Origin of the sequence: Streptomyces sp. NBC_00513 (assembly GCF_041431415.1) — a bacterium.
Classification (GTDB): Bacteria; Actinomycetota; Actinomycetes; order Streptomycetales; family Streptomycetaceae; genus Streptomyces.
Genome location: NZ_CP107845.1, coordinates 5,002,772 through 5,023,935, shown reverse-complemented (window position 1 = coordinate 5,023,935; position 21,164 = coordinate 5,002,772). Strand labels below are relative to the sequence as shown.

Annotated in this window: 18 protein-coding genes; all 18 read right to left on the bottom strand. The window is 69.0% G+C overall.

What is annotated here, in order from left to right:
- Positions 1–5: 5 nt before the first annotated feature.
- The 18 genes from OHA84_RS23345 to typA all read right to left on the bottom strand — a co-directional run bounded on the left by OHA84_RS23345 (position 6) and on the right by typA (position 21,011).
- Positions 6–761 carry an ABC transporter permease gene (locus OHA84_RS23345; protein ID WP_053680498.1) on the bottom strand — a complete coding sequence of 252 codons (756 nt, stop codon included), beginning with the start codon at positions 759–761 and terminating at the stop codon, positions 6–8.
- Complete coding sequence (locus OHA84_RS23340; protein ID WP_053680501.1) at positions 755–1,711, bottom strand: ABC transporter ATP-binding protein; 957 nt, start codon at positions 1,709–1,711, stop codon at positions 755–757. Before OHA84_RS23340 ends, OHA84_RS23345 begins: the two co-directional genes overlap by 7 nt.
- A gap of 161 nt (positions 1,712–1,872) precedes the next feature.
- Positions 1,873–3,816, bottom strand: coding sequence for a peptidoglycan binding domain-containing protein (locus OHA84_RS23335; RefSeq protein WP_323181900.1), 1,944 nt, complete (start codon positions 3,814–3,816; stop codon positions 1,873–1,875).
- A 343-nt stretch (positions 3,817–4,159) separates the two neighbouring features.
- Positions 4,160–4,543, bottom strand: a complete 384-nt coding sequence (locus OHA84_RS23330; protein WP_053677096.1) for a DUF6113 family protein — start codon at positions 4,541–4,543, stop codon at positions 4,160–4,162.
- Entirely contained in the window at positions 4,540–5,445 is a 906-nt protein-coding gene (gene mshB / locus OHA84_RS23325) for an N-acetyl-1-D-myo-inositol-2-amino-2-deoxy-alpha-D-glucopyranoside deacetylase (RefSeq protein ID WP_266949653.1), read from the bottom strand. Before mshB ends, OHA84_RS23330 begins: the two co-directional genes overlap by 4 nt.
- 23 nt (positions 5,446–5,468) lie before the next feature.
- A complete protein-coding gene (locus tag OHA84_RS23320) occupies positions 5,469–5,663 on the bottom strand; it encodes a hypothetical protein (protein WP_053677094.1) in 195 nt (64 codons plus the stop codon).
- A 381-nt stretch (positions 5,664–6,044) separates the two neighbouring features.
- Positions 6,045–7,166, bottom strand: coding sequence for an ABC transporter ATP-binding protein (locus OHA84_RS23315; protein WP_266969921.1), 1,122 nt, complete (start codon positions 7,164–7,166; stop codon positions 6,045–6,047).
- The gene (locus tag OHA84_RS23310) at positions 7,159–8,133 is read right to left on the bottom strand and encodes an ABC transporter ATP-binding protein (protein WP_053677092.1); all 975 of its coding nucleotides are present in this window, start codon (positions 8,131–8,133) and stop codon (positions 7,159–7,161) included. Before OHA84_RS23310 ends, OHA84_RS23315 begins: the two co-directional genes overlap by 8 nt.
- A gap of 12 nt (positions 8,134–8,145) precedes the next feature.
- Positions 8,146–9,147 carry an ABC transporter permease gene (locus OHA84_RS23305; RefSeq protein WP_053677091.1) on the bottom strand — a complete coding sequence of 334 codons (1,002 nt, stop codon included), beginning with the start codon at positions 9,145–9,147 and terminating at the stop codon, positions 8,146–8,148.
- Positions 9,140–10,063, bottom strand: coding sequence for an ABC transporter permease (locus OHA84_RS23300; RefSeq protein ID WP_266949649.1), 924 nt, complete (start codon positions 10,061–10,063; stop codon positions 9,140–9,142). The genes OHA84_RS23305 and OHA84_RS23300 overlap by 8 nt, the downstream gene beginning before the upstream one ends.
- A gap of 72 nt (positions 10,064–10,135) precedes the next feature.
- Complete coding sequence (locus OHA84_RS23295) at positions 10,136–11,764, bottom strand: ABC transporter substrate-binding protein (RefSeq protein ID WP_053677089.1); 1,629 nt, start codon at positions 11,762–11,764, stop codon at positions 10,136–10,138.
- A gap of 107 nt (positions 11,765–11,871) precedes the next feature.
- On the bottom strand, positions 11,872–12,810 hold the full coding sequence (locus tag OHA84_RS23290) for an N-acetyltransferase (RefSeq protein WP_266969924.1): 939 nt from the start codon (positions 12,808–12,810) through the stop codon (positions 11,872–11,874).
- 127 nt (positions 12,811–12,937) lie between these two features.
- Entirely contained in the window at positions 12,938–13,990 is a 1,053-nt protein-coding gene (locus tag OHA84_RS23285) for an ABC transporter ATP-binding protein (RefSeq protein WP_266969926.1), read from the bottom strand.
- Positions 13,983–15,038, bottom strand: a complete 1,056-nt coding sequence (locus OHA84_RS23280) for an ABC transporter ATP-binding protein (RefSeq protein ID WP_266949642.1) — start codon at positions 15,036–15,038, stop codon at positions 13,983–13,985. The genes OHA84_RS23285 and OHA84_RS23280 overlap by 8 nt, the downstream gene beginning before the upstream one ends.
- Positions 15,039–15,051: 13 nt before the next feature.
- The gene (locus OHA84_RS23275; RefSeq protein ID WP_053677085.1) at positions 15,052–16,008 is read right to left on the bottom strand and encodes an ABC transporter permease; all 957 of its coding nucleotides are present in this window, start codon (positions 16,006–16,008) and stop codon (positions 15,052–15,054) included.
- The gene (locus OHA84_RS23270; RefSeq protein ID WP_053677084.1) at positions 16,001–16,945 is read right to left on the bottom strand and encodes an ABC transporter permease; all 945 of its coding nucleotides are present in this window, start codon (positions 16,943–16,945) and stop codon (positions 16,001–16,003) included. Before OHA84_RS23270 ends, OHA84_RS23275 begins: the two co-directional genes overlap by 8 nt.
- 94 nt (positions 16,946–17,039) lie before the next feature.
- Entirely contained in the window at positions 17,040–18,659 is a 1,620-nt protein-coding gene (locus OHA84_RS23265) for an ABC transporter substrate-binding protein (protein ID WP_053677083.1), read from the bottom strand.
- Between the two features lie 447 nt (positions 18,660–19,106).
- Positions 19,107–21,011, bottom strand: coding sequence for a translational GTPase TypA (gene typA / locus OHA84_RS23260; protein WP_053677082.1), 1,905 nt, complete (start codon positions 21,009–21,011; stop codon positions 19,107–19,109).
- Between the last annotated feature and the right edge of the window lie 153 nt (positions 21,012–21,164).

Below are 21,164 nucleotides of genomic sequence, written 5' to 3'. Positions count from 1 at the left end.
CACCGTCATGCCTTCAGTGAGTCCTTGCGGTACAGCCAGGCGGCGGCACCGGTGAACAGTACGAAGTACACCGCGAGGATCGCCACGTCCTTGGCGTGCGGCGCGCCGCCGAGTTCGATGGCCTGGCCCAGGCCGGCGTAGGCGTGGGTGGGCAGCCACTCGCAGATGTTCCGCAGCCACTGCGGGAAGTTCGCGGTGGGCATCCACAGGCCGCCGAGGATCGACAGGCCGAAGTAGAAGAGCATCGTGATGGGTCGGACCGTGTCCCCACTGGCCAGGTAGCCGATGGCCACGCCGAGCGCGGCGAAGACCAGACTGCCGGCCCAGATGGAGCCGGTCAGCGCCAGCCACTGCCAGAGCTCGAACCGTACGCCCTTGACTCCGGCCGCGACCGCGAAGACGACCAGGATCGCGGGCAGCGAGAGGACGCCGGCACTGGCGGTCTTGGCGAGGACGTAGCCGCGTCCGGGCAGGGCGGTCAGCCGCAGTTGGCGGACCCAGCCCTTCTCGCGTTCCTTGGCGATGCGTTCGCTGTTGCCCATCAGGACGGCGGTCAGCGCGCCGAAGGAGGCCATGGCGACCATGTAGAAGGCGGGCATGGTCAGTTCGGTGCCCATGACCTTCGTCGTGCCGTCCAGGGTGCCGCCGAGCATCAGGAAGAGGGCGGCCGGATAGAGGACGGTGAAGAACAGGTACTTCTTGTTGCGCAGCGCGCGGGAGATCTCCAGCGTGACGAGCTTCGTCGTTCCGTTGTTCAGCATGACGCGTCGGCCTCCTCGGCCTCGGTGAGGGCGATGAAGGCCTGTTCGAGACCCAGCCCGGCGACTTCCAGGTTCCGGGGGTAGAGCCCCAGGGCGTAGACGGCGTGCACGGTCGCGTCGGCGTCGCGCGACTGGAGCCGGACGGTGTCGCCGTGGCGCTCGTAGGCGGTCAGGTGCGGGAGGGCGCGCAGCGTCGCCTCGTCGACCGGGTCGTCGGTGAGGTCGAAGGCGATCTTGCGGGCGCCCGCCTTGGCCTTGATCTCGGCGGCGGTGCCGTCGGCGAGCAGCCGGCCCTTGTTGAGGACCAGCACCCGGTCGGCTATCGCGTCCGCCTCTTCCAGGTAGTGGGTGGCGAACAGGACCGTGCGGCCCTGCGCGGCCTGCTCGCGCATCGTGGCCCAGAAGGCCTGGCGGGAGGTGACGTCCATGCCGGTGGTCGGTTCGTCGAGGACGATCAGGTCGTTGTGGCCGGCGGTGGCGAGGGCGAAGCGGACCCGCTGTTCCTGGCCGCCGGAGAGTTTGTTGACGAGCCGGTCGGCGATGGAGTCGACCCCGGCGCGGGTGAGCACCTCGTCGACGGGGAGCGGGCGGGGGTGCAGCGCGCAGCCCAGCGCGACGACCTCGCGCACGGTGACGTCCTCCATCAGGCCGCCGCTCTGGAGCATCGCGCCGACCCGGCCGGCGGCGATGGCCTCGCGGGGGGTGGTGCCGAAGAGCCGTACGGTGCCGGAGTCGGCGGGGCGCAGGCCGAGCAGCAGGTCGAGGGTGGAGGACTTGCCGGCTCCGTTGGGGCCGAGGAGCGCGACGGTCTCCCCGGGGTGGAGCACGAGGGAGAGCCCGTCGACCGCGCGGACCGCGCCGTAGCTCTTGGTCACGTCCTCGAAGCTCACCACCGGGCCGCCGGCGGATGTCGTGGCGGCGGCTGATTGCGTCGCGGTTGTCGTCGTCATGGCTCCAGGTTCGCCGGGCAGGGGGGTCGCGCGGCAGTGTCGCCGGTCGTGATCCCGACATGACGGTTGTCATGTCGGGGGCATGACGGAGCCCCCGCGCGATGCTCCGGCGGGGGCTCCGACCTGCGGTGTTCCTCGGTGGTCCGGCGTTCCTCGGTGGGTCAGCTCGGGTTGGTGTCGATGACCACGGTCCGCTCGGCGGGGGTCTTGCCGCGCAGGCCCTTGATGAGGGCGCCCGCGACGTCCTTCGGGGTGACGGCGGTCTTCGCGCCGGTACCCCGGGTGATCAGGACGCCGTCGAACGTGTTCGTGTAGGCCGCCTGCAGGGCTTCGAGGTCGTACTTCTCGACGAGGTGGCCGTCCACGGCCTGCATGCTGAGGATCTTGGGCAGCGACCGCTGGCCGAAGGCGATGGACTTGGGGCCCGCCTTGACGGTGACGATGCCGGACATCGCCGGTTCGGCGAACTCCTTCATCGCCTTGTCCAGTTCGGCCTTGCCGATGACCGGCTCCTTGGCGACGGAGGGCAGTTCGACGGGCTTGGCCTCGCCGGTGGCCACCAGTTCGCGGAAGGCCTTCGTGACCTGTTCCACGGAGCTGTCCACGTCGAGGGTGGTGCCGGCCTTGCCGGGGACGGCGACGGCCTTGCCCGTGTCGAACGTGATGGTGCCCTCGGTGGCCGAGTCGGCGGTGCCGGCCAGCTCCGTGAGGGCGACCCGCAGCTTCTCCTCGTCCACCGGCATGACGGCGTCGGCCCTGCGCTCGTTGCCGAGGAGGGAGCCGATGACCGTGATCGGGTTGTAGTCGCTGCCCGACGCGTTGCGGACGGTCGTCTGGCTGTCGAGGGTCAGGCCGGCCTTGTCGGGCTTGAGCTCGACCTGCTTGCCGCCGACGGTGAGCCGCAGCGGGGCGCTCGCGCGGCTGCCGAAGGCCGTCTCGACCTTGTTGACGGCGTCGTCGCGGGTGCCGCCGATGTCCACGCCGAGGACGGTGGTGCCCTTGGGGACGTCGGAGTGGTTCAGCAGCAGACCCGCGCCGTAGGCGACGCATCCGAGGGCGATGATGCCGCCGGCGATGATGACCAGCTTGGAGCGGGGCTTCTTCGAGGACGCCGCCGGGGCCTTGGGGGCCGGTCGGTTCTGGTTCGGCGGCTGCGTCGCCGCGGGGGTCGGGACGACCGGCCCGGCCCCGGGTCCGCCGCCCGGGCCGCCGGGGCGGGGCCCGCCGGGCATCGGGGCGCCGGACATCGGGCCGCCGACCGGACCACCGGGCATCGGCGAGCCGGGCATGGGAGCGCCGGGCATCGGGGCGCCGGGGCGCGGACCGCCGGACATCGGTGCGCCGGACATGGGTGAGCCGGGCATGGGTGCGCCGGGCATCGGGGCGCCGGGCATCGGCACGCCGGGGCGGGGCCCGCCGGGCATCGGGGCGCCCGGCATCGGTCCACCGGCCGGCGGGGCCTCCGGTCCGGGCCAGCGCGGAGCCTCGCCGCCGCGTACGGGCGCGGAGCCCATGGCGGGACCGGCGGTGGGTCCGGCGGGACCGGTGGGCTCGGTGAAGGCGGGGAAGGCCTCGGTGACGGGGCCGTTGTCGTACTCCGGGTAGCCCTGGGGGGCTCCACCGCCGGCGCCGGGCGGGAAGCCGCCGCCCTGACCGGGCGCGGGGGCGTTGCCGCGCGGGCCCGGGGGCGGTGGGGCGAAGCCGCCGCCCGCGGGGGGCGGGGTGGGGCCGGCCGGCGCGGCGCCGTGGCCGGCGCTCGGCGGGCCCGCGGGGGCGCCGCCGTCGCCGGGCGGGGGCGGCGGGGTCGACTTGCGCGGCGCGAACCAGTTGCTGGCCGGCTCCTCCGAACCCCCCGAGGAGGGCGGGGCCGACTGCGGGGGGCGCACGGGCAGGGGCGCCGGGGCAGGGGCCGGCGCGGGCGGCGCGGCGGACTCGCCGGCGCCCGGCGCGGCATGCTCGGCGCCGCCCTCGGCGTCCTTGACGGGCTTGCGCACGACGACGGGCGGGATCGGACGCGAACCCGGGATGTTGATCCGGATCCGGGTCGTCAGGGTGGTCTCGGTCTTCGGCCCGTCGGAGTCGGGCGTGGACGGCTTCGAAGTCACAGAGTTCTCCTCCGGGGTGGTCGCCGCAGCGTCCGTGGACGGATACTGGCCGGTTCCATACGGCGGCGTACCCGAGGGGTAGGCGGCTCCACCGCGCCCTTGGGGCCCGGGGGACGGACTGTCGGTTTCACGGCTCAAGGCAGGTTCTCCCGGTTGGCTCCGCCGCCCGTCATACCGTGCGCGGGCAGCTCGGCGGCCCGTCCACCATACTGGCCGTCGCCCGGGCGCAACTGTTCGCGGGGAATCGGGGATTCCCCTTGACCCGCTCCGAGAGGGTACTCAACGATCCGTCAAACCCCCTCAAGCCGTCCCCGATCGGATCGCGTCCACGCTCAACGGCACGTCACGGGCGGGGCTTCGCGGCCGAAACCGGCCGGTCGACCGGGCCGCGCATCGTGGCGCAGATCACAGCGATCACCGTCCCGCCCAATAGGTACGCGTACATGCCGATTCCGGACGAACCGAGCAGGAAGTCCCCTTCGGGGCGCGGCAGGCTGAGGAGTACGTAGGCCAGGAACCAGCCGATCACCGCGGCGCCCACGCCGATGCCGGTTCCGGTGGCGATCCGGCCCGCGAGGAACACGCCGAAGAGCGCCGCCAGCGCGAGCAGCAGTCCGCCCGGGAACCACAGGCCCACCACGAGCCAGCCCGCCGCGCCGGCCACCGCGCCGGCGACGAGCAGGCCGAGCAGGGCGGCGATCCGGCCGGGGGTCCAGGTGGTGGTCATGCCGACACCCCCGCGAAGAGGTCCCGCTCGCGTTCGCCGGCCGGTGCCCCCGGCTCGCCCGCGACGAGTTCGTAGTACTCGCGGGCGAAGAGCGGCTGGGCCAGGTCGTTCGACAGGGCGAAGAAGGGCCCGTCCACGGCGATCTGGGTGGCGTGCGCGCGCATCGCGGCGGCCTTGGCCGCGACGAACGCCTCGCCGGCGACCCCGTCGCCGATCTCGGCGGTGATGCGCTCGTCGGCGACGACTCCGGGCACGTCGTCCGGCGCGGCGAGGCCGGGGAAGGGCGCCTTGCCGCCGGCGGCGCGCAGTCGGGCGAAGCCTTCCTCGACCACCGAGCGCGGCACCCGGTTCCAGTAGATCTTCCCGATCGTGTGCGCCGTGCCGAGATCGCGCCGGTACGCGCCCTCCGCGGCGAGTTCCGCCGCGCGCGTGGCGACGCGGTGGGCCTGGATGTGGTCGGGGTGTCCGTAGCCGCCGTCGGGGTCGTAGGTGACGAGGACCTGCGGGCGCAGCTCCCGGATGACCTCGACGAGGTACGCGGCGGCCTCGTCCACGTCGGCGGACCAGAAGGCGCCGGGGCGGTGGTTCTGCTCGGCGCCCATCATCCCGGAGTCGCGGAAGCGACCGGGGCCGCCGAGGAACCGGTGGTCGGTGACGCCCAGTTCCCCCATGGCCGCGGCGAGCTCGCCGATGCGATGGGGGCCGAGGGTGTCGTCGCGGTCGGCCGCGAGATGGGCGAGGTCGGGCGGGATGACCTCGCCCTCCTCGCCCAGCGTGCAGGTCACCAACGCGACGTGGGCGCCCTCGGCCGCGTACTTGGCCATGGTGACGCCGTTGTTGATGGACTCGTCGTCCGGGTGCGCGTGCACGAGGAGCAGACGACGAGCGGGAAGACCGTTCATGGGGTCAGCCTACGAGCTGAGTCCTAGAACTTGAGGCCACTGATCATGCTGGCCACGTTGGACGTCAGCTGGCTGAGCGTCGGCGCGATGGTCGAACTCGCCAGATAGAAGCCGAGCAGCACACACACGACGGCGTGTCCTGCCTTCAGTCCCGACCTCCGAACCAGCAGGAAGACGACGATCGCCAGCAGCACCACGGCCGAGATCGAGAGTGCCACGGCGTTTCACCTCCACGTCGAGCGGACATCGGTACGCGCATTCGTGCCTCGGCGGACTCATACCCACCGTGCGCTACGGATCATAACTATCCGTACCAGCGCATCGATCGAATTCCGGCAGCACAAGGGGCGCACGCCGTGCATGCGCAGGGTCACGGGGGAGGCCGGCCGGGGAGGCCGTACGCCTGCCCGGCCGGCTGTCGGCACCCGCACGGCCGCACCCGACCCAGGCTGCCCGGTTCACATCTCGGGCCAGAAACGGTCAAGTTGCCACCAGGTAAACCGAGTTGTCGTCACCCTGGGCCAGGCTCTCCGCATATTCGGGGGTGGCTGGAAATGATCGCCGGGTGTGAGCCCCCGTGCTGCCACCGGCCCGATCGGCTACTCCTCGGACGGGGGGTCTCCGGGTGACGGACCGGCTGACGGAGGCTCCGGGGCTGGTGGGCCGGCGGGTGGCGGGTCCGGCGGCGGCGGGAGTTCGCCCGGTCCCGGGACCACCCGCTTCTCGGCCGCGAAGTGGCAGGCCGACGGGTGCGCCGCCGGGCCCGAGGGGAAGACCCGCGGGATCGCGAGCAGCGGCACCTCCGCCGCGCACCGCGCCTCGGCCTTCCAGCAGCGGGTGCGGAAGGGGCAGCCCGAGGGCGGATCGGCCGGGGAGGGGACGTCCCCGGAGAGGATGATCCGGTCCCGGTGGGCGCGGGCGTCGGGGTCGGGAACGGGCACGGCCGAGAGCAGCGCCTGGGTGTAGGGGTGGGTGGGGTGGTCGTAGATCTGGATGTCGCTGCCGATCTCGACGATCCGGCCCAGGTACATCACGCCGACCCGGTCGGAGATGTGCCGGACGATCGAGAGGTCGTGCGCGATGAACACGTAGGACAGCTCGAACTCGTCCTGGAGCCGGGCCAGCAGGTTGATCACCTGTGCCTGGACGGAGACGTCGAGCGCGGAGACCGGTTCGTCGGCGACGATGACCTCGGGGCGCAGGGCCAGGCCGCGGGCGATGCCGATGCGTTGGCGCTGACCGCCGGAGAACTGGTGCGGGTAGCGGTTGATGTACTCGGGGTTGAGGCCGACCACGTCCAGCAGGTCCTGGACCTTGCGGCGCCGGTCCCCCTTGGGGGCCACCTCGGGGTGGATCTCGTACGGTTCCCCGATGATGTCGCCGACCGTCATGCGCGGGTTCAGCGAGGTGTACGGGTCCTGGAACACCATCTGGATGTTGCGCCGTACGGACTTCAGGGCCCGCCCGGACAGCCTGGTGATGTCCTCGCCCTTGTAGGAGATGGCCCCGGAGGTCGGGCGCTCCAGGTTGACCAGCATCTTCGCGACGGTGGACTTGCCGCAACCGGACTCGCCGACGATGCCGAGCGTCTCGCCGGCGGCGAGGTCGAAGGAGACGCCGTCGACGGCCTTGACGGCGCCGATCCTCTTCTTGAAGAGGACGCCGCAGGTCAGCGGGTAGTGCTTGACCAGGTCCCGCACTTCCAGGATGGGTTCAGGCACCGATGCACTCCTTCCAGAAGAAGCACGCGCTGGTGCGGTCCGGGGCGACGTCGGCGAGCGGTGGGACCTCGGCCCGGCAGGCCGGCCGGGCCATCGGACAGCGGGGGTTGAAGGCGCAACCGGGCGGGATGGCGAGCAGGTTGGGCGGCAGGCCCTTGATGGCGTAGAGCTCCTGGCCCTTCTGGTCCAGGCGCGGAATCGAGTCCAGCAGGCCGCGGGTGTACGGGTGCGCCGGACGCTTGTAGATCTCGTGCACGGGGGCCGCCTCGACGATCCGGCCCGCGTACATGACGGCGATCTTGTCGGCGACGTCGGCGACGACGCCGAGGTCGTGGGTGATCAGGATGAGTCCCATGTTCAGCTCGTGCTGGAGTTCCGCGAGCAGGTCCATGACCTGGGCCTGGACGGTGACGTCGAGGGCGGTGGTCGGCTCGTCGGCGATGATCAGGGAGGGTTCGAGGGCCAGCGCCATCGCGATCATGATGCGTTGGCGCATGCCGCCGGAGAACTGGTGCGGGTAGTCCCCCACCCGCTGCCGGGCGGCGGGGATCCGCACCCGGTCCATCAGCTCGATCGCCCTGGCCTTGGCGTCCTTGCGGGACATCCCGCGGTGGACCTCGTACATCTCGCCGAGCTGCGCGCCCACGCTGAGGACGGGGTTCAGGGAGGACAGGGCGTCCTGGAAGATCATGGCCATCTCGGCGCCGCGGATCCTCCGGCGTTCCTCCTCCTTGGTCTTCAGGAGGTCCTTGCCCTTGAACAGGATCTCGCCGTGGGAGATCCTGCCCGGCGGCATGTCCAGGATGCCCATGACGGCCTGGGCGGTGACGGACTTGCCGGAGCCGGACTCGCCGAGCACGGCGAGGGTCTCGCCCTCGTCCACCGAGTAGCTGACGCCGTTGACGGCCTTGGCGACTCCGTCCCTCGTGTGGAACTCCACGTGGAGGTCGCGGACTTCGAGCAGCATGGTGCCCACTCCTCAGCGCAGCTTGGGGTCGAGGGCGTCGCGCACCGCGTCGCCGAGCATGATGAAGGCGAGCACGGTGATGCTCAGCGCGCCGGCCGGATAGAGCAGCATGTGCGGGGCGTTGCGGATCTGGGAGGCGGCGTTGGAGATGTCGATCCCCCAGGAGACCGTCGGCGGGCGCAGACCCACGCCGAGGAACGACAGGGTGGCCTCCAGGGCGATGTAGGTGCCCAGGGCGATGGTGGCGACGACGATGACGGGCGCGACGGCGTTGGGCGCGACGTGTCGCAGCATCATCCGGCCGTTGCCGGCGCCGAGGGCGCGGGCGGCCTGTACGTAGTCGTTCTGTTTGGCGGTGATCACCGAGCCGCGGGAGATGCGGGCGATCTGCGGCCAGCCGAGCAGCACGATGAAGCCGACCACGGGCCAGACGGTGGTGCTGGTGACCACGGACAGGAAGACCAGGCCGCCGAGGACGACCGGGATGCCGAAGAAGATGTCCGCGACCCGGGAGAGCAGCGAGTCGCCCCAGCCGCCGAAGAATCCGGCGAGCCCGCCGAGCAGGGAGCCGAGCAGGGCGGCGCCGAGGGTGGCGCAGATGCCGACCGTGATGGAGGCGCGGGCGCCGTAGACGGTGCGGGTGTAGACGTCGCAGCCCTGGGTGTCGTAGCCGAAGGGGTGGCCGGGCGAGGCTCCCTGTTGGGACTTCGACAGCTCGCAGTGCAGCGGGTCGCCGCTCGCGATGAGCTGCGGCCAGATGGAGATGATCACGAGGAAGAGGATCAGCAGCGAGGAGACGATGAAGACGGGGTTGCGACGCAGCTGGTACCAGGCGTCGGACCACAGTGAGCGGGCCTTCTCCCCCGGGCCGGAGGGTGCGTCGCCGAGTGGCTTCTCCAGGCTCTCGGCCTCCTCCAGCGCGAGATCCATGGGTCCGCCCTGTCCGGTCGGGGCGATGGCTTCCCCCTCTCCGGGTTGCAGCGGGTCGTAGGCGGGATGCTCCGGCTCAGGCATAACGGATCCTCGGGTCCAGGACCGCGTAGAGCAGGTCGACGAGCAGGTTCGCCAGGAGGAAGACGATGACGAGGATGGTCACGAAGCCGACCACCGTCGGGGAGTTGTTGCGCAGGATGCCCTGGTAGAGCTGGTAGCCGACGCCGTGGATGTTGAAGATCCGCTCGGTGACGATGGCGCCGCCCATGAGGGCGCCGATGTCGGTGCCGATGAAGGTGACCACGGGGATCAGCGAGTTGCGCAGCAGGTGCCGGGTGATGACCCGGCGGCGCGGCAGTCCCTTGGCGACGGCGGTGCGGACGTAGTCGGCCTTGACGTTCTCCGCGATGGAGGTGCGCGAGAGCCGGGTGACGTACGCGAGGGAGACCAGCGCGAGCACGATGCCGGGCAGGATCAGCTCCCCGAAGGCGACCTCCCCGGAGACGGTGGGCCGGACCCAGCCCCATTTGACGCCGAAGAGGAACTGGAGCAGGTACCCCGTCACGAAGGTGGGCACCGAGATCACGACGAGGGTGAGCACCAGGACGGTGGTGTCGACGGTCCTGCCCCGGCGCAGGCCGCTGATCACGCCGAGGGTGATCCCGACGATGACCTCGATGACGATGGCGACCAGGGTCAGGCGCAGGGTCACGGGGAAGGCGGACGCCATCAGCTCGGTGACCGGCTGGCCGTTGAAGGCGGTACCGAAGTCGCCCTGGAAGATCTGCCCCATGTAGTGCAGGTACTGCTTCCACAGGGGCTGGTCGAGGTAGAGGTCCTTGCGGATGCGCGCGGCGGTGGCGGGGTCGGGCGCCTTGTCGCCGAAGAGGGCGGCGACCGGGTCGCCCAGCGCGTACACCATGAAGAAGATCAGGAACGTGCTGCCGATGAACACGGGGATCATCTGGAGCAGCCGCCGGATCACGTAGCGTCCCAAGGAGTGCTCCGGGGTGTCGGTGGGCCCTCCGGAACCGAGGGGGTGCCGGAGGGCGCGGGATCCGTGTGGGGGTCAGCTGACCTTGATCGCGTTGTAGACCGGGACGCTGAACTGGTTGAGGGCCACGTCGGAGATCCGCTCGGAGTGGCCGGCGCTGCCGTTCTGGTACCAGAGCGGGATGGCGGGCATCTGCTCGGCGAGGATCTTCTCGGCGTCCTGGAAGGTGGCCGTGGCCTTGGCCGTGTCGCTCTCCTGGTTGGCCTGGTCGACGAGCTTGTCGAACTCCGGGTTGGAGAACTTGCCGTAGTTGGAGGAGGCGCCGGTGTAGTACAGCGGCTCCAGGAAGTTCTGGATGAGCGGGTAGTCGGCCTGCCAGCCCGAGCGGAAGGGGCCGGTGAGCTTGAAGGCGCTCTGCTGGTTGCGGAAGTCCGCGAAGGTGCCGACCGGGTTGACCGTGCAGACCGGGCCCTCGCCGAGGGCGTTGTTGACGCTGTTGCAGACGGCGTCCATCCAGTCGCGGTGCGAACCGGTGTCCACGTTGGAGGTGAGCGTCATCTTGCCGCCGGGCAGGCCGCCGGCCTCCTGGATGAGCTTCTTGGCCTCGGTGGGGTTGAAGACGCAGGCGTCGCCGCAGAGGGTGGCGTTGAAGCCGCCGTCCTCGCCGAGGGCCGGCGAGGTCCAGTCCTTGGCCGGGGTGCGGGTGTCGCGGAAGATCTGCTTGGTGATCTCGTCGCGGTTGATCGCCATCGAGATGCCCCGGCGGACCTTCTCCATGCCCTCCTTGCCCCACTGCGGGTCGTACAGCGGGAAGGTGAGGGTCTGGATGATCAGGGCGGGCTGGTTGATGTAACGGTCGCCGAGGTCGTTGGCGACGTTCTTCAGCTGCTGCGCCGGAATGTCGTCGACGAGGTCGAGGTTTCCGGAGATCAGGTCCGTGTAGGCGGTGTTGTTGTCGGTGTAGACCCTCAGGTCCACCCCGCCGTTCTGCGCCTTGTCCTCACCGGTGTACCCGTCCCACTTGCGCAGGTTCATCGCGGTGCCCTTGGTGTACGAGTCCACCGTGTAGGGGCCGTTGCCGATCGGCTTGGAGAGCCAGCCGGCGTGGTCGGTGAAGAAGGCCTTGGGCAGCGGGGAGAACGCCTGGTAGCCGAGGGTCTCGGGCCAGGTGGAGAACTTCGACTTCAGGGCGACCGTGAAGGTCTTGGCGTCCTTGACGACGAGTCCGGACATCGTCTTGGTCTTGGGTTCGCCGGAGGCCGGGTGCAGGTTCTCGTAGCCGACGATGTCGGAGAAGAACGGCGAGTTGTTCTGCTTGTTGCGCACGTCCGCGCCGTAGTTCCAGGCGTCGACGAAGGACTGCGCGGTGACCGGCTCGTCGTTGCTGAACTTCCAGCCGTCCTTCAGTGTGACCGTGAAGTTCTGACTGTCCGTCGTGTCGATCTTCTCCGCGACCATGTTGACGGCCGCGCCGGTCTTCGGGTCGTAGCGCTTGAGGCCCCGGAAGATCATGTCGAGGACCTTGCCGCCCTGCACCTCGTTGGTGTTGGCGGGTTCCAGCGGGTTCTGCGGGTCACCCCACGAGGAGCTGACGATCCCCGATTCGCCTCCGCCACCGTCGCTTCCGCCGCCGCCGCAGGCCGTCGCCGCGAGGGCGACGGCCACCGCACATGCGGCCCACTTGGCGTGGGTGGCTCCGCGCATGGAGTGCCTCCTAGGGATCCCAAGTCTCACTTAGGGGCCAATGTCACCCTATGAGGGGTCCCATACACCTCCGGTTGGACCGATTGCACCCTCGCGTCACCCGCCTGTCACCCCTGCGAGTGCAAAGGCAGCTCCCATGTGTCCACGGCGTAGTGCAGGCCCATTCCGTGCGCCTCGTACAGCGCCAGTGCGCCGCTCTCGTTGTGGGTGTCCACGCCCAGTCCCACGGTGTCCCGGCCTCGTTCCGCGTAGGCGGCGAAGGCGTGGCGCAGCAGGAATCCGCCGATGCCCCGGCCGCGGACGTCCCCGCGCACGCCGATGTGGCTGATCCAACCCATGCTGATGCGGTCGTCCCGGGTGAGCAGGACGGCCACGTCGCCCCGCGCCGGCAGGGCGGCGATCCAGACCAGGGACCAGTCGAGCCGGCGGGCGTCGAGGTGGTCGAGCCAGGGTTCGTACGCGCGCTCCACGTGCCCGTAGTGCGCCGCGAAGGTCTCCTCGATCAGGGCGTGGGCCCGGCGGGGGTCGGCCGCGTCGGCGGCGCAGTGCCGCAGGGTCAGCCCGTCGGGGGGCTGCGGCGACCGTTCGCGGGCGGCGTCGAGCCGACGGGTCATCACCTGGTACCGGCGCACGGAGCGGTAGCCGCGGCGGGTCAGGAGGCCGGTGTCGAGGGTGGGGTTCACGTTGAGCTGGAGCCGCAGTGCGGCGGCGCGGGTCGCGCCGGCCATCCTGCGGGCCCGGACCTCCATCAGCTCCAGGAGTCGTACGGCGGCCTCGGGGTCGCCGGGCAGCACGTAGTGGTCGCCGTCGACCCGCCCCGGCCGGGCGTCGGCCCAGACCAGCGCGTAGGCGACGAGCCTTCCGGCCCGGAAGGCGAGCCAGGAGTCCCTCGCCAGGTCGACGCCGGGGTGGTGCAGGTCGGCCTTGACCGTGCCGAGGTCCGTTTCCGGTCTGCCGATCTCGATGACGTCGACGGCGTTGAGCAGTGCGCAGATGTCGGACGCGTCCCCGGGCCCGGCGGGTCGGACGGTCAGCATGTCGGTCATCGGCCCACTGTCGGTGGCGGCGGGCCCCGAAGGCAACCGGCTTCCGTTCCCGCCCACACGTCAGGGCGCCCGGTACCGGAAGGATCCGGTACCGGGCGCCCTGAAAAGACGTGCGTCCCGCGGGAGATCAGACGGCCAGGACGGCCTTCTCCTCCGCGAAGTGGCACGCCGACTCGTGCGCGGCCAGGGTGTCCAGGCCCTTGAAGCGCTCCGGGATCGCCAGCAGCGGCTCCTCGGTGGCGCACTTGTCCTGGGCCTTCCAGCAGCGGGTGCGGAAGCGGCAGCCCGACGGCGGGTTGGCCGGGGACGGGACGTCACCGGTGAGGATGATGCGATCACGGCCCTCGCGGGCGTCCGGGTCGGGGACCGGGACCGCCGACAGCAGCGCCTGGGTGTAGGGGTGCGTCGGGTGCTCGTAGATCTGGCCGTCGCTGCCGATCTCGGCCATCTTGCCGAGGTACATGACGCCCACGCGGTCCGAGATGTGCCGGACGATCGACAGGTCGTGCGCGATGAAGAGGTAGGACAGGTTGAACTCGTCCTGGAGCTTCTCCATCAGGTTGATGACCTGCGCCTGCACCGACACGTCGAGCGCGGAGACCGGCTCGTCGCAGATGATGATCTCCGGGTTGAGCGCGAGGCCGCGGGCGATGCCGATGCGCTGGCGCTGACCGCCGGAGAACTGGTGCGGGTAGCGGTTGATGTACTCGGGGTTGAGGCCGACCACGTCCAGCAGGTCCTGGACCTTGCGGCGCCGGTCGCCCTTGGGAGCCACCTCGGGGTGGATCTCGAAGGGCTCCCCGATGATGTCGCCGACCGTCATGCGCGGGTTCAGCGAGGTGTACGGGTCCTGGAACACCATCTGGATGTTGCGTCGGACGGCCTTCAGGGCGCGCCCGGACAGCTTGGTGATGTCCTGGCCCTTGTAGAAGACCTCGCCCGCGGTGGCCTTCTCCAGGTTCATCAGGAGCTTGGCGACGGTGGACTTGCCACAGCCGGACTCGCCGACGATGCCGAGCGTCTCGCCGCGGTAGAGGTCGAAGGAGACCCCGTCCACGGCCTTGACCGCTCCGACCTGCTTCTTGAACAGGATTCCCTGGGTCAGCGGGAAGTGCTTGACCAGGTTGCGCACCTGGAGGATCGGCTCGCGCTCGGGGGCGTTCTTGGTGAGCTCAGCCATGGATCTGCTCCTTCCAGAAGTGGCACGCGCTGCCGCGGCCGGGCAGCACGGCGCCGTCCTGCTCGGTCACCTGCTGCAGGGTCGGTACCTCGGTGCGGCAGATGTCCTGCGCCTTGGGGCAGCGCGGGTTGAAGGCGCAGCCCGAGGGGATGTTCAGCAGGTTGGGCGGGAGGCCCTTGATCGCGTAGAGCTCCTGGCCCTTCTGGTCCAGGCGCGGGATCGAGTCCAGCAGGCCGCGGGTGTACGGGTGCGCGGGACGCTTGTAGATCTCGTGGACCGGGGCGTTCTCCACGATCCGACCGCCGTACATGACGGCGATCTTGTCCGCGACGTCGGCGACGACGCCGAGGTCGTGGGTGATCAGGATGAGGCCCATGTTCATCTCGCGCTGGAGTTCCGCGAGCAGGTCCATGACCTGGGCCTGGACCGTCACGTCGAGAGCCGTGGTGGGCTCGTCGGCGATGATCAGGTCGGGCTCCAGGGCCATCGCCATGGCGATCATGATGCGCTGGCGCATACCGCCGGAGAACTGGTGCGGGTAGTCGCCCACGCGCGCCTTGGCGGCGGGGATCTTGACCCGGTCCATGAGCTCGACGGCCTTGGCCGTGGCGTCCTTCTTGGACATCCCGCGGTGGACGCGGAACATCTCGCCGAGCTGGGCGCCGACGGTGTGCACCGGGTTCAGCGAGGACAGCGCGTCCTGGAAGATCATGGCGATCTTCTGGCCGCGGACCTTGCGGAACTCCTCGGCGGGCAGCTTCAGCAGGTCGGTGCCCTGGAACAGGATCTCGCCGTGCGGGATCTTGCCCGGAGGCATGTCCAGGATGCCCATGATGGCCTGCGCCGTCACGGACTTGCCGGAGCCGGACTCGCCGAGGACGGCGAGGGTCTCGCCCGCGTTCACGGAGTACGAGACACCGTTCACGGCCTTGGCGACACCGTCGCGGGTGTGGAACTCGACGTGCAGGTCGCGCACTTCGAGAAGGGGGGTGCCCTCCGGCGCCGAACGGGGCGCGGGGACGTTCGAGGTCTTGTCGATGATGGTCAACGTACGCCCTTCCTCAGCGCAGCTTCGGGTCGAGGGCGTCGCGCACCGCGTCGCCGACCATGATGAACGCGAGCACGGTGATGCTCAGCGCTGCGGCCGGGAACAGCAGCATGTAGGGAGCCTGGAGGAAGCGCGCCTGGGCGTCGCTCACCATGAGGCCCCACGAGATCTCCGGCGCCTGGACGCCGACACCCAGGTAGGACAGGGCCGCCTCGGCGGAGATGTACACACCCAGGCTGATCGCGCCGACCACGATGACGGGGGCGATGGCGTTCGGCAGGATGTGCCGGAGCGTGATGCGCCAGGTGCCCGCGCCGAGGGCGCGGGCCGCCATCACGTAGTCGTTGTGCTTGTTGGCCAGCACCGAAGACCGCATGATGCGGAAGATCTGCGGCCAACCGAGGGTCGCGAGGACCAACGAGACGGTCCAGGCGTTGCCCTTGCCGAGGCCCGACATGATCAGCATGCCACCGAGCATCAGCGGGATGGCGAAGAAGACCTCGGCGAAGCGGGAGAGCACGGTGTCGACGAAGCCGCCGAACCAGCCCGCGAGCAGACCCGACGTGACGCCTACCAGGACCACCATGGCGGTCGTGGCGATGCCGACGATGATCGAGTTGCTGGCCGCGTAGACGGTCTTCGCGTAGACGTCACAACCCTGCACGTCGGTCCCGAAGATGTGGTCGCCGCTGGGCTTCATCATCGAGTCGCGCAGGTTGCAGGCCGCGTACGCGTCGACGCCGGTGAAGATGCCGGGCAGCAGCGAGACCACTGCCATGAACAGCACCAGCGCGCCGCCTATGAGGAAGACGGGGTTGCGGCGGAGGTCGTAGAACGCGTCCGACCAGAGACTGGCCTCGCGCTCCTTCTTCCGCTTCCCGCCCTCCTTGGGGCTCTTGACGTCGGTGGAAGGGGCGCCGACGGTCTGGGTCTCGGTCAACTCGTCCCCCACCGTGGTTGTGTCACGCATAACGGATCCTCGGGTCGAGCACGGCGTACAGCAGGTCCACGATCAGGTTGGCGAGCATGTAGACGAGAACCAGGATGGTGACGATGCCCACCACCACCACGCCCTGCTTCTGCCAGACGTACATCGCCAGCGTGCCGCCGATACCGTGAATGTTGAAGATCCTCTCGGTGATGACCGCGCCACCCATGAGGGAGCCGAGGTCCGCACCGAGGAAGGTGATGATCGGGATCAGCGCGTTGCGCAGCGCGTGACGCACGACGACGCGGCGGCGGGGCAGGCCCTTGGCCGTGGCGGTGCGGACGTAGTCCGCGCGCATGGTCTCCATGAGGCTGGTACGGGTCAGTCGGGCCACGTACGCCAGTGAGGTCGTGGCGAGCACGAACCCGGGCAGGAGATAGGCGCGGAGACCGTCGTTCTCGTTGAAGGAGACGGGGAAGAAGTCGATTCCCCAGGCTTCCTTCAACTCGACGCCGAGGACGAGCTGGAGCACGAAACCGAAGACGAAGACCGGGATCGAGATCACGAGCAGCGTGGTGATCAGCACCAGCTGGTCGATGAACTTGCCGCGGCGCAGGGCCGACATGACACCGGCGGTGATGCCGACGAGGGCTTCGATGACGAAGGCGACGACGGCCAGGTTGACCGTGTACGGGAACGCCTCGGTGATCAGGTCGATGACCTGACGACCCTGCAGGGTCTCACCGAAGTTCCCCTGGAACAGGTTGGTGATGTAGTGCCAGTACTGGAGCAGGAACGGATCGTCCAGGTTGTACTTCGCCCGCAGCATGGCCGCGACGGTGGGGTCGGCCTTCTTGTCGCCGGCCAGCGCCGAAACGGGGTCGCCGGGCAGGCTGAAGGCGAGGTAGTAAATGAGGAACGTGGCACCGAGCAGTACAGGGATCGCCTGTATGAGTCGGCGGATGAGGTAGCGGCCCATCAGACCTCCAACGGAAGAGCAGGGGGAAAGGGCGGGCTGGCGGAAACCTGATTCCGCCTGCCCGCCCCCGCGGTCCCCTTGGTGAAGAGGGGTGTCAGCTGAGTTCGACGTTCGCCAGGTCCATGCGGCCCTGGGCGTCGACCTCGACGTTCTTCACGGACTTGGAGTAGGCCGAAGAAGACATGTACGTGAAGACGGGGATGTACGGAAGGTCGCGGATGATGATGTCATCGGCCTTCTGGTACAGCTTCAGGCCCTCCGCGGGGTCCTTCGCCTCGTCCGCCTGCTTCATGACGGCCTCGAACTCGTCGTTCTTGTAGTGGCCGTAGTTGGAGCCGTTCTCGATCGCGACCTTCGAGAAGATCGGACGGAGGTAGTTCTCGGCCGCCGGGTAGTCCATGGACCACGCCATGCGGAACGCGCCCTTGTACTTCGAGGCGCCCAGGTCGTCCAGCATGTCGCCGAACTTGGCGTACGGCTTGGCGGTGACCTCGATGCCGAGGTTCTGCTTCAGCTGGTTCGCGACGGCCTCGATCCACTCCTTGTGGCCGCCGTCGGCGTTGTAGCCGAGCTCCATCTTGTTGCCCGGGATGCCGCCGGCCTTCTCGAAGATCTCCTTCGCCTTGGCCGGGTTGTACGTGCCGAACTCGCCGAGCGCGCCCTTGCGGTAGCCGGGGACGATCGGGCTGATGAAGTCGTCGGCCGGCTTGCGGGTGCCGTTGAAGATGCTCTTGCCGATGGCGTCCCGGTCGATGGCCATGGAGATCGCCTGACGGATCTCCAGCTTGCCGAAGGTCTCGGGGTTCTGCTCGAGCGGCAGGCCGACGTAGCCGACACCGGACTCGGGCTTGTAGATGTAGCGCTCGCCGAACTCCTGGGAGACGGTGGCCATCGCCGAGATGGGGAGCTTGTCCAGGATCTGGATGTTGTCGGCGCGCAGGTCGTTGTACGCCGTGTCCAGGTTGTCGTAGATCTTGAAGGTGACGCCGGACAGCTTGGCGCGACCCTCGGCCGGGTACTTGTCGTACCGCTTGACCTTGATCTGCTTGTTGTGGTCCCAGACGCCGTCCATCTGGAAGGCACCGTTGCCGATGGGGGCCTCGCCGAACTTCTTCGGGTCGGCCTCGAAGGCCTTCGGCAGCGGGTAGAAGGCGTTGTAACCCAGCATCGTCTTGAACTGGGAGAAGGACTCCTTCAGCGTGACGGTGAAGGTCTTCTCGTCAACGACCTTGAGGCCCTTGAGCTCCTTGGCGGTGGGCTTCTTGTCCTTGCCCGGGGCCAGCTCGTCGGAACCGTCGATCTTCGAGAAGAACGGCAGGCCCTCGGCGGCGTTGTCCTGGTTGGCACCCCAGTTCCAGGCGCGGACGAACGACTGGGCGTCGACCTTCTCGCCGTTGTGGAAGGTGAAGCCGTCCTTGATCTTGATCGTCCAGGTCTTCGAGTCCGTGGTCTCGATGGACTCGGCGACCGCGAGCTTCGGCTCGTTGGTCTTGTTGTCGTACTTGACCAGACCGGTGAAGAGCGCGTTGAGGACCTCGGCACCTTCGGACTCGGCGGTGTTCTGACCGACCAGGCCGTGCTGCGGCTCACCAAGCTGAACGGTGATGTTGCCGCCACCCTCGCCTGCGTTGTCCTTGCTGGTGCTGCAAGCCGTGGCAGCCATCGCCACGATGACGGCACCCGCGACCCACTTGGCGCTCGTTGCTCCGCGCATGGGTAATTGCCTCCTCAGGAGTCACTGTCGATTCGTGAAGGACCCGGCTCGCTGACACCCCTGACAGCGAAATCCGGTCCCATCGTGTGTGCTCGTGAGTCGACGCTCCCCACAGCGTGTGACCCATTGACCCGAGCTCAATGGAGCCATCCTCGGGGACTGCCAGACCGTAAACCACACTTAAGTGGTCTCGTTTTCACAACATCACCGCATGGCGAAAACCCGAAATCCGGACAAACGGATAGGAGACAGACACGTGCGAAACGGACGGTTAGCTCATCATCCGGAGTGTCACGGTCGGTATCCGGACACCAGAACGAAATAATCCGGTTGACAAACGCGAACGGCCCCGCCCCTCACGATGATCCGTGAGGGGCGGGGCCGTGCCACAGGGACGGGTTTCGGCCGGCCGCGGGGCGGCGGCCGACAAGCCCTGTGGCTACGTTCCTACTTGCCGGACTTGGCGCGCGAAGCGGTGCGCGAGCGGTCCTTCTGGTCCAGGACGACCTTGCGGATGCGGACGGCCTCCGGGGTCACCTCGACGCACTCGTCGTCGCGGCAGAACTCCAGGGACTGCTCCAGGGAGAGCCTGCGGGGCGGCACCACGTTCTCGGTGTTGTCCGCGGAAGCCGCACGCATGTTGGTGAGCTTCTTCTCCTTGGTGATGTTCACGTCCATGTCGTCGGAACGCGAGTTCTCACCGACGATCATGCCCTCGTACACCTCGGTGCCGGGCTCGGTGAACAGGACACCGCGCTCCTGGAGGTTGATCATCGCGAACGGCGTCACGGAGCCGGCGCGGTCGGCGACCAGGGAACCGTTGTTACGGGTAACCAGCTGGCCGAACCACGGCTCGTGGCCCTCGTGGATCGAGTGGGCGATGCCGGTGCCGCGCGTGCCGGTCAGGAACTCCGTACGGAAGCCGATGAGGCCGCGCGACGGGACGACGAACTCCATGCGGACCCAACCGGAGCCGTGGTTCGACATGTTGTCCATACGGCCCTTGCGGACGCCCATGAGCTGCGTGACCGCGCCCATGTGCTCCTCGGGGACGTCGACGGTCATGCGCTCGACCGGCTCGTGCACCTTGCCGTCGATCTCCTGCGTGACCACCTGCGGCTTGCCGATGGTCAGCTCGAAGCCCTCGCGGCGCATCTGCTCGACCAGGATGGCCAGCGCGAGCTCACCGCGGCCCTGGACCTCCCAGGCGTCGGGGCGCTCGGTGTCGAGGACGCGGAGCGAGACGTTGCCGATGAGTTCGCGGTCGAGGCGGTCCTTGACCTGGCGGGCGGTGACCTTGCGGTCCTTGACCGCGGCCTTGGCGTCCGCGCCCTTGCCGCTGCCGCCGCGGCCGACCATCGGGGAGGTGTTCGTGCCGATGGTCATGGAGATCGCCGGCTCGTCGACCGAGATCAGCGGGAGCGCGATCGGGTTCTCCGGGTCGGCGAGGGTCTCGCCGATCATGATGTCGGGGAAACCGGCGACGGCGCAGATGTCACCCGGGCCCGCCACCTCGGCCGGCTTGCGGGTGAGCGCCTCGGTCATCATCAGCTCGGTGATGCGGACGTTGGAGATCGTGCCGTCACGCTTGATCCACGCGACGGTCTGACCCTTGCGGAGCTCACCCTGCTCGACGCGCACCAGGGCGATGCGGCCGAGGAAGTTGTCGGCGTCCAGGTTGGTGACGTGGGCCTGGAGGGGGGCCTCCTCGTCGAACACCGGGGCGGGGACGTGCTCCAGGATGGTGGAGAAGAACGGCTCCAGGCTGTCGCTGTCCGCGGGGACGGTGCCGTCCTCCGGCTTGGTCAGCGAGGCGACGCCGTCACGGCCACAGGCGTAGACGATCGGGAACTCGATCTGCTCCTCGTCGGCGTCCAGGTCGAGGAAGAGGTCGTACGTCTCGTTGACGACCTCGTCGATCCGGGAGTCCGGACGGTCCGTCTTGTTGATGCAGAGGATGACCGGCATCTTCGCCTGCAGGGCCTTGCGCAGGACGAAGCGGGTCTGGGGCAGCGGGCCCTCCGACGCGTCCACCAGCAGGACGACCGCGTCCACCATCGACAGACCGCGCTCGACCTCGCCACCGAAGTCGGCGTGGCCGGGGGTGTCGATGATGTTGATCGTGATGGGCGCCCCGCCGTCCTTGGGGTGGTACTTCACCGCCGTGTTCTTGGCGAGGATCGTGATGCCCTTCTCACGCTCCAGGTCGTTCGAGTCCATCATGCGGTCGTCGAGGTGCTGGTGGGCGGCGAAGGCACCGGCCTGCTTGAGCATGGCATCGACGATGGTCGTCTTGCCATGGTCGACGTGGGCGACGATGGCGACGTTACGGATGTCGTGGCGCGTGGGCACTTCGGCGCTTCTCCCGGGATCGTGGATGGCGGCGCGTACGGTCCGGCACGCGAGCCTCGACCGGGCGGAAAACCTGCCACGGCCTTACCCCATCGTACGTCGGATGGCGGGAACCGGCTGCCGGGGGGTCTGTCAAGAGGCCGGACGACTGAG